The following is a 12,292-nucleotide window of genomic DNA, read 5'->3' as shown; positions in this document are numbered from 1 at the left end:
GTGTCAGGCCTTTCCAGGTTCGTCGCCGAGGGCAACGGGTACGCCGACCAGCGAGCCCCACTCGGTCCAGGAACCGTCATAGTTCTTCACGTTCTCCTGGCCGAGGATCTCGTGCAGCACGAACCAGGTGTGCGCCGAGCGCTCACCGATCCGGCAGTACGCGATCGTGTCCTTGCCGAAGTCAACGCCCGCGTCGGCGTACAGCGTCTTCAGCTCGTCGTCGGAGCGGAACGTGCCGTCGTCGTTGGCCGCCTTGCTCCACGGGATGTTCGCCGCGGTCGGGATGTGACCCGCACGCTGGGCCTGCTCCTGCGGGAGGTGGGCCGGGGCGAGCAGCCGGCCGGCGTACTCGTCGGGGCTGCGCACGTCGACCAGGTTCTTCACACCGATGGCGTCGCCGACCTCGTCGCGGAAGGCGCGGATGTCCAGGTTCGGGGCCTTCGCGGCGTACTCCGTCGCGTCGCGCTTGACGACCTCGTCGGTCAGCTCGCGGCTGTCCAGCTCCCAGCGCTTGCGGCCGCCGTCGAGCAGACGGACGTCGCTGTGGCCGTAGAGCTTGAAGTACCAGTACGCGTAGGAAGCGAACCAGTTGTTGTTGCCGCCGTACAGCACGACCGTGTCGTCGTTCTTCACGCCGCGCTCGGACAGCAGCGCGCTGAACTGCTCCTGGTTGACGAAGTCGCGACGGACCGCGTCCTGCAGGTCGTCCTTCCAGTCCAGCTTGATCGCGCCGGCGATGTGGCCGGCGTCGTACGCCGAGACGTCTTCGTCGACCTCGATCAGGACAACGCCGTCGTCGCTCTTGTGCTCCTCGACCCAGTCGGCCGAGACGAGCGCGGATTCCCTGCTCATGTGTGCTGCCTCTCAGTTGGTAGCGGTGGTTGGCGTACGAATGCGGTGGATCAGCAGATAGGCCTCGCAGCCGAGGCAGAGCCCGACGGCCGCGTTCACGAACGCGGCGACCAGGGCGAATCCGGTGGCGACCACGCCCAGCACGGTGACACCGGTCAGGTACCCGATCAGACCGGCGACCGCGAAGACGAGGCCGACCAGCTGGGCGAACCGCGGCGGGGCCGCGTCCTCCAGCTCCTGCGGCGGACCGATCCGGGGCCGGATCAGCCGCTTGAACAACTGCCCGTACGGCGAGGCCTGCACGCCGAACGCGACCGAGATCGCGAACACCACAGCCTGCACGGCCAGCGGCCACGGGTTGTTCAGTACGAGCGTCAACGCCAGGACGACCGTGGTCACCCCGGCTGCGAACCGGAGTCCGCGGGGATCAACCTTCTGTGCCGCCGATGATTCGGACATGACGACTCCTGCGAGGAGGAGGGCTGTCGAGCCGGACCCGCCCGGGTATGCGGGGAGGCGACGTACGCGGAACCGTGCTCAGTGACCGGTTCCGCAGCGCTCGGGACGCCGCCTGGTCAGCGGCGTCGACACAGCGATGAGCGCACCCGGCAGTTGTCCACTGCCCTGCGCTTCGTCAGCCATGTCGTGTAAACCACAGATCGAGCGTACGGAACCCGGCCGGGCCTGCCGACCGTGGTCCCATTACTTGAGACAATTGATCACATAGTGATATCAGACACGGACGACGTTGGTGGCCGCTACCTTGTCGTGCAGCGCCTGCTTCTTGTCGTCCCAGAGCGGCCAGAGGTAGTTGATCAGCGCGATGAAGCCGGCCAGCGTGCCGACCAGCGGGATGATGCCGAGCACGCTGAGCCCGATCTCGAAGCCGTACCGCTTGGCCACCGCCGCGCCGGGCGGGTTGCCGGGGACGTCGCGCAGCCGGACCGCGATCCCGAGCGCCATCTTGCCCGGGGTGGCGCCCTTCTTGGTCAGGAACAGGTACTCGTAGGCGAACGACACCACGAGACCGATCAGGACCGCCGGGATCATCCACTTGTAGACCTCGGGCGGCAGCGTGGCCGTGGTCGTCGGGGTGCCGGCCTCGGCTGCGTCCATCGTGGACTTGAAGTAGTCCCAGAGAACCTGTGAGTACTGGTAGTAGAAGTAGCCGGTCAGCGGCAGCCCGATGATGCCGACGATGATCGAGTCGATGATCCGCGCGAACACGCGCCGCCACCAGCCGGAGAGCAACTGCCCGTCCGGAGTCGTGTGCGGGCGCTTGCCCGGGTAGCCGTAACCCTGCTGCTGCGGGTGCCCGTAACCCTGCTGCTGGCCGTACTGCGGTTGCTGCGGTCCGGCGTACTGCCCGTACTGCTGCTGCTGAGGCTGCTGGGGCGGGGCGTACTGGCCGTACTGCGGTTGGGCCGGACGGGTCGGCTCGCTCGGGGCAGCGCCGCCGCCGTACACCTGACCGTGCTGAGCGGCGCCGAACTGCCCTTCGTACGGCGGTGGGCCCTGCTGCGCGCGGCGCTGGTCAGTCCAGGTGTTGCCGTCCCAGTACCGCTGCTGGGTCGGGTCCGCGGGGTCGTCGTACCAACCGGCTGGAGAGCTCACCTGGAGAGTCTTGCTTACGCGCAGGTGCATGCGCCATTCGGTGGCACGTACCGGACGGTCGTCAGCTCGCCTGGCGGTCGATCGCGGTCGCCAGCGCGGCGATCACGTCGGGCTTGCGCGGTGCTCCGCTGGCGCGCTTGACCACGGCGCCGGTGCTGTCCAGCACCAGCGTGGTCGGCGTACGCAGGATGTCGAGGCGGCGTACGAGCTCGAGGTGGGACTCCGCGTCCAGCTCGACGTGGCGTACTCCGTCGACCATGCCCTCGACCTCGGCCAGCGTCCGCCGGGTCGCCCGGCACGGCGCACAGAACGCCGACGAGAACTGCAGCAGGGTCGCCCGCTCCCCGAGCTCCCCACCGACCTCCGCGGCCGTCACCCGCTCCACGTCGTCCTCGCTCTTCCCACGAAACCGCCCATCAACCCAAGCCTTGAGCGCACTGAGCACCACGCCGGCAGCCACAGCCCCGACCAGCACCCACACACCAAGACTCACAGTTACCCAAGGTACGACCCCTCATCCACCTTTCAACCACCCATTCCACCCACTGAGAACAGCCCGCGGGTCAACGGCCAGCCGGTGGCGGGAGCGTCCGGTCGGCCAGGGCAGGGTGTCGTCACCGTCGCCCGGGTACCGCGGCACCACGTGGATGTGCAGGTGGTCGAGGCTGCGGCCGGAGCCCGGTCCGCTCGCGTTCAGCAGGCAGACGCCGGTTGCACCGAGCCCAGCCATCATCCGGTGAGCTAGGCGCTGCGCCAGATCCATTACCTGGGCCAGGTCGGTGGGCTGGGCGTCCAGCACGCCCGCGGTGGTGTGGCGACGGGGGACGACCAGTGTGTGGCCCGGTGCGATCTCCTCGCCAGGGAGGGGGAAGAACGCGACGGCGGCGTCCTCTTTCACGAGCAGGTCGGCTGAGTCGGTGGTGATGAGGTCGCAGAACACGCAGGCACTCATCTGATGATTCTGACTTAATTGGGGTTGTGGAGATTGGGTTGGTGGTGCGGGCCGGGGTGGTGATTCCGGAGGGGGAGCTGGCTTGGCGGTTCTCGCGGTCTGGTGGGCCGGGTGGGCAGTCGGTGAACACCACGGACAGCAGGGTCGAGTTGAGCTTTGACGTGGCGGGGACGTCGGCGTTGAGTGACGTGCTGAAGGCGCGGGCGCTCGAGCGGCTGCAGTCGCGGCTGGTGGACGGGGTTGTGACGATCGCGGCCTCGGAGTACAAGTCGCAGTGGCGTAACCGGGAGGCTGCGCGGGAGCGGCTGGTCGCGCTGATGCGTGAGGCGATCGCACCGCCGCCCCGGAAGCGGCGGCCCACCAAGCCTTCGAAGGCGTCCGTCCGCCGCCGCCTGGACGACAAGAAGCGACGCGGCCAGACCAAGCGTCTGCGCGGGCGGCCGGACGACTGACGCGGCCCTCTGGCTGGTTACGCTTCCGGCGTGCAGGAAACGGGGAGCGGGGGGTCGGAACAAGAGGAGCCGGAAGAGCTCACTCCATGCCGTTCGGCGCAAGGATGCCTTCGGCAACGGCCCGTCTGTGGAACGGCAGCTCGCCACGCAGTACCAGGAACATGGTGACGTACATCGCGAGCGAGACCACGACGAGCAGAGCGAGTACTGCGATGCCGGCAGCCTCTGCCTTGTCCCCTGCTTGCACTGCGACCCACTGCAAACCCCGGTGTGCCAGCTGCGCCACCAGAAAGACCGCGAACAGGCGCGGCCAGGCCTTGCCGAACAGGACCCCCGCCCGCCCCACCGTAGTGAGTAGCGTCCCCGACTCCATCGCCACGCGACGAATCTACCTCTCGGGAAGCTCTCCCTGACCTGGCTGCTCAGCCGCCGGCGAAGGGTGGCAGCGCGTCGACCAGAGCGCCCTGCCGCAGCGGCGTGGCCGGGTCGGCGCGCTCGCCGTCCAGCAGGAAGGTGCAGATCGACAGGACCCGGGCCAGCTCCGGCCGATCGGTCGAAACGGTGCTGACCAGGTCGCGGATCGAGCCCGCCTCGGCGGTCGCCGAAGACTCCCCTGCGGCTGAACGAGCGGCAGCGAAGTACCTGATGGTGACTTCCGGCATCTGGTCGGCGCCTCACTAATCGGTTAAGTCTTCGGCTATTATGTCAGCTTGCTGTTATGCCCAGTGTGTCTCAGGCCCCCGGCAACGACGCCGTCGGGGCCTGACGTGCACGAGGACCGGATCGCACCCCCAGGATCCGATGATCAGCACGAGGAGACAGCGTGAGCACGTTGCTTCTGCTGACGAACGCGCTGCAGGCCTCCACCGAGGTCCTGCCCTCGCTCGCTCTGCTCCCGCACCAGATCCGGATCCTGCCGCCCGAGGTCGCCGCGCTGATCGACGCGCCCGACGCGGACGCGGTGCTGCTTGACGCCCGCCGCGACCTGGTCGCCGTCCGGAGCGCCTCGCGGCTGATCCGCACCACCGGCATCGACGTACCGCTCATCCTGGTCGTCACCGAGGGCGGTCTGACCGCCGTCAACGCCGACTGGGGCGCGGACGACGTGCTGCTCGACACCGCCGGGCCGGCCGAGATCGAGGCGCGGTTGCGACTCGTCATCGGTCGCCTTGCCGCGACCCGGAACGATGAGCCCGAGTCCACGCTGATCCGCAGCGGTGACGTCGTGATCGACGAGGCGTCGTACACCGCGAAGCTCAATGGGCGGGCGCTCGACCTGACCTACAAAGAGTTCGAGCTGTTCAAGTTCCTGGCGCAGCACCCGGGCCGCGTGTTCACCCGCGAGCAGCTGCTCCAAGAGGTCTGGGGCTACGACTACTTCGGCGGCACCCGGACCGTCGACGTCCACGTACGCCGCCTGCGCGCGAAGCTCGGCCCAGAGCACGAGTCGCTCATCGGCACCGTGCGGAACGTCGGCTACCGCTTCGTCGTACCGCCGACCACCCGTGAGCCTGCCGAGGCGAAGGCCTGAGCTCTTCTCAGACCTCAGAAGAAGAACTTCAGCAGCGTAAAAGCGAGCCCGGCCGCCGCGCACAGCGCGGCTTTCCAGGACCCCAGGCCCTGCCGGAACCCCGCCACGAACGTCCCTACCGTGACCGGCACCAGCATCACCAGCAACGTGACGCCGGCCGCGTGAACGCCGACGTGCGACTGGGCCGTGAGTACGAGCCCTACAACGAATGCAAACGTCAACCCGAGCCAGCTGGTGGTCTGGATCGGCCCATCACCGCTGCGATGCCCGCGATGCGACGAGCGACTGGCCCGTCGATGCGAGGTCGGAGCAACGTGCGCCATCGCTCACCTTCCGTAAAAGCCTGAGTACGCAAGGTATCAAAAGCTTTCGCGGAACGAAAAACCGTCGGGGTCCCGGCGTACTCCTCTCGGAGCACGCCGGGACCCGGCCTGGTCAGGAGCCGATGGAGATCCGGTCGGTGGCGACCGGGGTGTACGGGTCGTGCGCGGTCAGGTAGGCGGCGAACGCGTCGATATCGAGGCCGCCGAACACCTTGTTCGTCGCGGTGGTGAAGGCCGGGAAGCCGTCGCCGCCGTCGGAGAGGAAGTTGTTCGTGACGATGCGGTACGACGTACCGTCCACCAGCGGCTGCCCGCCGATCTTGATCGAGCCGGCCACGATCTTCGAGCCCGCCGCGGCCGCCGGGTTCCAGGTGTAGGTGATGCCCGCGACCTGGAGCACCTTGAACTTCGGCGCATCCGGACCGTTCACCCCGGAGAACTGCTGCTCGAGCAGCGTCTTGATCTGCGCCCCGGTCATGTCCATCGAGACCAGGAAGTTGTTGAACGGCTGCACGGTGAACGCCTGCCCGAAGGTGACCTCACCGTTGTTCGACGCGAGGTCCGCGCGGATGCCGCCCGGGTTCATGAACGCGGCGACGGGGACCTTCCCGCCGGACACCGCGGACGGGTCGGCCAACTGGGCGTCGGCGATCAGGTTGCCCAGCGGCGACTCGAGCGAGTCGTCGTTCGTCCGCACCACCGACGGGGTCGTGATGTGGCCGATCACCTTGGTCTCGATCGGCGCGACCAGCGTCTTGTACTTCGCGATCAGCTCGGCCGTCTTACGGTCCTGCACCACGTCCTGGGTGACGATCTGGTTGTTCGCCAGCGTGTTCACCCGGTCGACGTCGCCGGTCGCGTTGTCGATGCTCAGCCGGACGTCGGTGACCAGCCGGCCGAAGGACGACGCGCTGGTGACGAGCCGCGGCCTACCGTCCTTGTCCGCCAGCGAGCAGTTGTACGCCTGGTGGGTGTGGCCGGAGATGATCGCGTCGATCCGGGGGTCCAGGCGCGCGTTGATGTCCATGATCGGGCCGGAGATGCCCGGGCAGCTGTTGTACGCCTTCGGGTCGGCCGGGAACCCGCCCTCGTGCAGCAGCACGACGATCGACTTCACGCCCTTCTTCTCCAGCACCGGGACCAGCGCGTTCGCGGTCTCGACCTCGTCCTTGAAGGTCAGCCCGTCGACGCCGGACTTGGTGACGATGTTCGGGGTGTTCTCCAGCGTCATGCCGATGAAGCCGACCTTCTGGCCGTCCGCGAACGTCTTGATCGTGTACGGCGCGAACAGGGTCTTCTGGGTGTTGGTGAAGAACACGTTCGCCGACAGGTACTTGAACTTGGCGCCGGTGAACGGGTGCTTCGCGTCCGGGCAGGAGTTCTGGTTGTTCTGCCCATCACCGTCCGGCAGGCAGCCGCCGGTCTGCATCCGGAGCAGCTCGTGCCAGCCCTCGTCGAACTCGTGGTTGCCCACCGAAGCAGCCTCGAGCCCCATTCCGTTCAGCGCTTCGATCGTCGGCTCGTCGTGGAACGCGGCCGACAGCAGCGGCGAGGCGCCGATCAGGTCACCGGCGGCGACCGTGACCGAGTCCTGGCCCTTCGCCTTCGCGGCAGCCCGCAGGTCCTTCAGGTACGTCGCGAGGTACGCCGCGCCGCCCGCCGGGATGCCGTTGATGTTGCCGCCCGAACCCGTCGCCGGCTCGAGGTTGCCGTGGAAGTCGTTGATCGCGAGCAGCTGGATCTGCGTGTGCGTCGGCTTCGGCTTCTTCGCCTGGGTTGCTTGGGTGGCGTCGGTCGGTGCGGCGCCGGCGGCCTGGCTCACGGATCCCCCCGCGGCCAAGGCGAGCACAACGGCCGTCCCGGCGGCGAGCAGTCCGACCGCCCGCCGTCCCCCCGGCCGCGCTTTGTCTCGTCCTGTCATGGCCATGTCTACTCCGTTGTCTTGGTTGGTGGGTTCGCTGAAGTTACCTGAGCAGCAAACCCTCTTTCCAGAACCTGAGAATGAACTCAGCTGAACTCTTTTACTGTGTTCCGGTGACCCTCGAAGCCGTTCCCTCGCCGTTGCCCTCGGCCACCGCCGCCGCCGTCACGGAACTCGCTCGCGCCGCAGCACACAGCGACGGCGTGAACCCACTGTCCGAACGCACCCTCCTCCACCTCGACGGCGAGCATTCCGACGACGTCCACGTCCTCGCGTACGAAGGCGAACCGGGCACCATCGAGGTCACCGGCCTGCAAAGCGCCCGCAACCTCGTCGGGTACGCCGCCCTGTCCCCCGACGGCTCGGCCGAACTCGTGGTCGCCCCTTGGGCCCGCCGGCGGGGCTTCGGTACGGCGCTTCTGCGCATGCTGCTCGACCACGGCGGTTCGCGCACTCGCGTGTGGGCCCACGGACGTCTACCTGGCTCGGACGAGCTGGCCCGGCGGCTCGGTCTTGAGGTAACCCGTGAGCTCTACTTCCTCCGCCGTACCAGGGCTTCGCTGCCTGAACCGGTGTGGCCGGACGGGATCGCCGTACGCACGTTTGTCCCCGGGCAGGACGACGCTGCCTGGCTATCGGTCAACGCGGCGGCCTTCGCCGACCACCCAGAGCAGGGCAGCTGGACCGCCGAGGACCTGACCGAGCGCATCCAGCAACCGTGGTTCGACCCGAATGGCTTCTTCTTGGCCGTCGACTCGACCACTGGCGCCTTGGCCGGCTTCCACTGGACAAAGGTCGAGGACGGCGTAGGCGAGGTCTACGTAGTAGGTGTCTCCCCTAGCCACCAAGGCTCCGGCCTAGGCAAAGCCCTTACCCTCCAGGGCCTCCACCACCTCCAGGACGACCGCAACCTCGACTCCATCGTCCTCTACGTAGACGGCACCAACACCGCAGCCCGATCCCTCTACACCAACCTCGCCTTCACCACAGCCGCCCTAGACGTCCAATACGCCCCCGCCTGACACGCAGTTGAGCACCTCGCCGGCCTGACGCGCAGTTGAGCACCTCGCCCGCCTGACGCACAGTTGAGCAGCTCACCCGCCTGATCCTGTGAGCGCACCTCCGCCTGACAGCCCTGTGAACGACCTCACACCGAAGTCACCCCCTCACTTCGCGTCATAACCCCCCGCCCCCACCCGTCCCACCACCAACCAGGAGCCGTCCGAGCCTCTAACCCCCCAGCCGGGCGGCTCCTGGCCCCACCGCGTTATCCACAACTGCACCTTTTGACATCGAACCCCGAGCCCAACCCCCGTTACGATCATTTCGACTACGGAGGGCAGACACTCGTGACACACCGCAACAGGCCAACCATCACACTCCTGGCCTGCCTGTGCACCGCAACACTCCTGACCGCCTGCGGCAGCGGCAGCCCCGAAGCCGGGCGTCCAAACACAGCCCCACCGAGCCCGTCAACCGGCACGAGCAGTGGCCCATCCGCGGGCGCACCGACCAGCCCTGGCACCACGACGAGTACCGGATCTGGATCCGCGACACCGACAACTGCACCGGATCGGCCGAAGCCTGCCGAAGGGGTGACCCTCGCGGCAGCAGAGCAATTCGTCCGCTACTACAGCGATCTGATGAATTACGCAGCCGATACCGGCGACACGGCCGCGCTACTGAGCGCCAGCGATGCGGGCTGTGGGAATTGCCAGGCCTATGCAGACTTCATTGCGAAGTCCAATGCGGCGAACGGCCTGCTGACCGGCGACTACCACGAGCACATTACCGATGTGCCGGAGTTGACCAAGGGAAAGCCTGGATTTGCGGGTGGATCAGCCACGCTACGCGTTGGCGCGTATACCAGCAAGGAGACGAAGGCCGACACGCCACTGGACAGCAAACCTTCAACATACACGCGTGAATTTGCCCTGTTCGCCAAAGGTGGGAATTGGGTCATGTATGAGATGAAGCAGACAAAGCAATGAAGGCGACCCTCGGCATTGCCGCGTTCTCAATCGCTACCCTGACGGCGTCGGGAAGTGCCTGGGCATCACCTGACCAGGCACGCGCCGCCCAGGTAGTGACAACGTACACGCGGGACCCGGTCAAGCCCCCTGTGGTGAAGGTCAAGAACAACAAGGACAAGGTGACGGCCGGGGCGACGCAGCGCACCACCAACCGACTGGATCTAGGCAAGCCCAAGACGAAGACCTCGTCAAAACCCAAGAAGCCTGCAGTTGGCACCAACAAACCCCGCCGGTCCAAGGACGATCTGACAACCACAATCTCGGATCGAGATGACATCAAGCTGAACATCGGTGTCTGTGGTCGGATGCAGCCGGATGGCACTGTGCCCGGGCCCAGTCGCTGTCAGCCGGTGGGTGTGGATGAGCGCAACATGTCTCGCCGTCGCGAGCCCCGAGTGGTTACTCCGAGGCCTCAGGATGTCACCTGGGAGGAGATCCGGTCGGAGACCAAGGACATCATGTTTCCGGGGCTTCCCGTGAAGGTGCAGCCGAACGGACGGACGTTGGTGAACCTGGACACGATCGTCTACACCGAAGACAACGGGGTGGCGAGGACGTCTGTCACGCTTCTCGGGTTCCCCGTGGTCGTCGAGGCGACGCCTATCAATTACACCTGGCGCTTTGGGGACGGTAGTCCTGCCTTGACGACCAGTACTCCTGGGAAGCCGTACCCGTCTAAGGAGATCACTCATAAGTACATGAAGCGGGGCGATGTCAGCCTCACGTTGATCACCAGTTATGCCGCCCGCTTCAACGTCGCCGGCACCGGCTGGCAGTACGTGGACGGCACCATTCAGGTCACCGGGCCGTCGACGCAGCTTCTGGTTCGGGAGGCTGTGCCGGTGCTTGTGGATCCCGGGCGCTGAGTCGTACAAATGTCAGTTCGACGTGTCGGTTGGACCTGGGGACGCGTGGCAGTGTTTGCCGGCATCGTCGCCGTGTCGGGCGGGTGTGCGGCAGGTGGTCGTGACGCCAGCGGACCGGAGGTTGGGCGCGGCTCGAGTGTCACGATCTCGTCCGCGAGTCCGGAGGCGAGTCCATCTCGGTCTCCGCAGGTCGGCGCTGCGCCGATAAGGCCGGTTGCGGCGTACGGGCTCGGTCCGGCGGCCGCCGAACAGTTCGTTCGTCACTACGTTGAACTGATGAATTACGCATCTCAGACCGGCGACGGCGGCCCGCTGCTTGCCGCGAGCGATGCCGACTGTCTCGGCTGCAAGCAGTACGCCGACATCGCAGTGAGGATCAATGCCTCGAATGGGGGCCTCAAGGGGGACTACCGCGAACGCGTGTCTGATGTCAGCGACCTGATCCATAGAAGCAATGGTCGCCTGCGCGGCTCGGCAGCCGTCACCGTCGGGCGATACACGACGAAGGACTCTCCCACCGCGGCACCAGTCATCAGCAAGGCAGCGAGATACACGGAGCAGGTCGTGCTGTCTCCGAGCAAAGGCAACTGGGTGATGTTCGAGATTGAGCTTGAAGACCGCTGACAAAGCCATGGAGGAACGGGCTAATACAGCGCGTTTCGTAGGTGGTTGGTTAGGTGGGCGTGGGCTTGGCGGATTTTGCCGGGGACGGTTAGGAGGTTGGCGTAGCCGTGGCAGAGGGTGGGGTGGGGGATGTGGGTGATCGGGTTGCCGGCGGCTCGGAGGGCTTTGGCGTATTCGAGGCCTTCGTCGCGGAGGGGGTCGAAGCCGGCTGTGGTGAGGTAGGTGGGTGGGAGGCCGGTGAGGTCGTCGGCGCGGATGGGGGAGACGATCGGGTCGGGGCGGATGGTGGGGTCGGGGGTGTAGTGGTCGCGGTACCAGATGATGTCGTTCTCGCTGAGGATGAAGCCCTCGGAGAAGAGGTCTCGGCTGGGGCGGCGGGCTACCAGGTCGACGGCCGGATAGAGGAGCACCTGGAGGGCGGGGTGCGGGAGGCCTCGGCGTACGGTCTGCTGGGCTACTACGGCGGCCAGGTTGCCGCCGGCGCTGTCGCCGCCGACCGCGACCAGGGCTGGATCGACGCCTAGGTCGTCGGCGTGCTCGACGGCCCAGGTGAAGGCGGCGATCGCGTCCTCGGCGGCGGTGGGTGCGAGTGCTTCGGGGGCGAGGCGGTAGTCGACGGAGAGGACGCGGATCCCGGCGTCGGCGGCGATCGCGCGGCAGAGGCCGTCGTGGGTGTTCAGGTCTCCGACGACCCAGCCGCCGCCATGGAAGAACACCAGCAGCCCCCGGCCGGCTTCGCGCGGGATGTAGAGCCGGGCGCCCAGCTGACCATCGGCGCCGCGGACGGTCAGGTCGGTTACTCGTTGTAGTTCGGCGGGAGTGCCGGGGATCAGTTTGCAGAGACTGCGGAAGTGGGCGCGGGCGGTGGCCGCGTCGGTCTTGGTTGTGCGAGGCAACAGGTTGTCGACCCGGAGGAGCAGCTGGAGGTCGGGGTCGAGGACGTTGCCGTCGATCTGGATCGGTGCGCCCGCCAGGCGGCGCCGGACGGCCGCGGGCAGGGCGTACAGCGGGGTCAGCGCGTTGGCCTGCAAACCGGTCACCGAGTCACGCAGTACCGAATCCAGTCGTGAGTTCACAAGGAGTGACGCTAGCAACAGCAGCCCCCGGAAGCGGTCCGCAGGCAA

General features: G+C 67.0%; 16 protein-coding genes. 6 read left to right on the top strand and 10 right to left on the bottom strand.

The features are described from left to right. Window positions 1–3: 3 nt before the first annotated feature. From ACQPYH_RS05190 to ACQPYH_RS05170, 5 genes are all read right to left on the bottom strand, one after another. Window positions 4–852, bottom strand: a complete 849-nt coding sequence (locus tag ACQPYH_RS05190; RefSeq protein WP_432887334.1) for a sulfurtransferase — start codon at window positions 850–852, stop codon at window positions 4–6. Between the two features lie 12 nt (window positions 853–864). After that, a complete protein-coding gene (locus tag ACQPYH_RS05185) occupies window positions 865–1,311 on the bottom strand; it encodes a DUF4395 domain-containing protein (protein WP_432887331.1) in 447 nt (148 codons plus the stop codon). 273 nt (window positions 1,312–1,584) lie between these two features. Then, entirely contained in the window at window positions 1,585–2,466 is an 882-nt protein-coding gene (locus tag ACQPYH_RS05180; protein ID WP_432887328.1) for an RDD family protein, read from the bottom strand. 61 nt (window positions 2,467–2,527) lie between these two features. Next, complete coding sequence (locus ACQPYH_RS05175) at window positions 2,528–2,959, bottom strand: TlpA family protein disulfide reductase (RefSeq protein ID WP_130446286.1); 432 nt, start codon at window positions 2,957–2,959, stop codon at window positions 2,528–2,530. A 21-nt stretch (window positions 2,960–2,980) separates the two neighbouring features. Further along, window positions 2,981–3,418 (bottom strand): HIT family protein, encoded by a 438-nt coding sequence (locus ACQPYH_RS05170; RefSeq protein ID WP_432887325.1) that lies wholly within the window; start codon window positions 3,416–3,418, stop codon window positions 2,981–2,983. A 26-nt stretch (window positions 3,419–3,444) separates the two neighbouring features. Here ACQPYH_RS05170 and arfB point away from each other — a divergent pair, with 26 nt between their 5' ends. After that, window positions 3,445–3,870: an alternative ribosome rescue aminoacyl-tRNA hydrolase ArfB gene (arfB, locus tag ACQPYH_RS05165; protein ID WP_130446285.1), complete on the top strand. Its 426-nt coding sequence runs from the start codon at window positions 3,445–3,447 to the stop codon at window positions 3,868–3,870. A 79-nt stretch (window positions 3,871–3,949) separates the two neighbouring features. On the opposite strand, the gene ACQPYH_RS05160 is transcribed toward arfB, so the two are convergent. Both ACQPYH_RS05160 and ACQPYH_RS05155 read right to left on the bottom strand, forming a co-directional pair. Then, window positions 3,950–4,249, bottom strand: a complete 300-nt coding sequence (locus ACQPYH_RS05160) for a hypothetical protein (protein ID WP_432887322.1) — start codon at window positions 4,247–4,249, stop codon at window positions 3,950–3,952. Between the two features lie 43 nt (window positions 4,250–4,292). Continuing rightward, entirely contained in the window at window positions 4,293–4,532 is a 240-nt protein-coding gene (locus tag ACQPYH_RS05155) for a MoaD/ThiS family protein (RefSeq protein WP_432887319.1), read from the bottom strand. A gap of 161 nt (window positions 4,533–4,693) precedes the next feature. Here ACQPYH_RS05155 and ACQPYH_RS05150 point away from each other — a divergent pair, with 161 nt between their 5' ends. Further along, window positions 4,694–5,401, top strand: a complete 708-nt coding sequence (locus ACQPYH_RS05150) for a winged helix-turn-helix domain-containing protein (RefSeq protein WP_432887316.1) — start codon at window positions 4,694–4,696, stop codon at window positions 5,399–5,401. 14 nt (window positions 5,402–5,415) lie between these two features. Here the strand turns inward: ACQPYH_RS05150 and ACQPYH_RS05145 are convergent, their stop codons facing one another. Together ACQPYH_RS05145 and ACQPYH_RS05140 are read right to left on the bottom strand one after the other, a co-directional pair. Next, window positions 5,416–5,724, bottom strand: a complete 309-nt coding sequence (locus ACQPYH_RS05145; RefSeq protein ID WP_432887313.1) for a hypothetical protein — start codon at window positions 5,722–5,724, stop codon at window positions 5,416–5,418. A 112-nt stretch (window positions 5,725–5,836) separates the two neighbouring features. Further along, the gene (locus ACQPYH_RS05140) at window positions 5,837–7,645 is read right to left on the bottom strand and encodes a bifunctional metallophosphatase/5'-nucleotidase (RefSeq protein ID WP_432887310.1); all 1,809 of its coding nucleotides are present in this window, start codon (window positions 7,643–7,645) and stop codon (window positions 5,837–5,839) included. 113 nt (window positions 7,646–7,758) lie between these two features. On the opposite strand from ACQPYH_RS05140, the gene mshD reads away from it, so the two are divergent. From mshD to ACQPYH_RS05120, 4 genes are all read left to right on the top strand, one after another. Beyond that, window positions 7,759–8,667 (top strand): mycothiol synthase, encoded by a 909-nt coding sequence (mshD, locus tag ACQPYH_RS05135; RefSeq protein ID WP_432887307.1) that lies wholly within the window; start codon window positions 7,759–7,761, stop codon window positions 8,665–8,667. A gap of 573 nt (window positions 8,668–9,240) precedes the next feature. After that, on the top strand, window positions 9,241–9,636 hold the full coding sequence (locus tag ACQPYH_RS05130; RefSeq protein ID WP_432887305.1) for a DUF6318 family protein: 396 nt from the start codon (window positions 9,241–9,243) through the stop codon (window positions 9,634–9,636). Then, on the top strand, window positions 9,633–10,544 hold the full coding sequence (locus tag ACQPYH_RS05125) for a PKD domain-containing protein (RefSeq protein ID WP_432887303.1): 912 nt from the start codon (window positions 9,633–9,635) through the stop codon (window positions 10,542–10,544). Before ACQPYH_RS05130 ends, ACQPYH_RS05125 begins: the two co-directional genes overlap by 4 nt. 9 nt (window positions 10,545–10,553) lie before the next feature. After that, a complete protein-coding gene (locus ACQPYH_RS05120) occupies window positions 10,554–11,168 on the top strand; it encodes a DUF6318 family protein (RefSeq protein ID WP_432887300.1) in 615 nt (204 codons plus the stop codon). A 20-nt stretch (window positions 11,169–11,188) separates the two neighbouring features. Here ACQPYH_RS05120 and ACQPYH_RS05115 read toward each other — a convergent pair whose 3' ends face one another. After that, entirely contained in the window at window positions 11,189–12,244 is a 1,056-nt protein-coding gene (locus ACQPYH_RS05115; protein WP_432887297.1) for an alpha/beta hydrolase, read from the bottom strand. Between the last annotated feature and the right edge of the window lie 48 nt (window positions 12,245–12,292).

It is taken from the genome of Kribbella sp. CA-245084 (assembly GCF_050942355.1).
GTDB lineage: Bacteria > Actinomycetota > Actinomycetes > Propionibacteriales > Kribbellaceae > Kribbella.
This window is presented reverse-complemented; position numbering and strand designations above follow the sequence as displayed.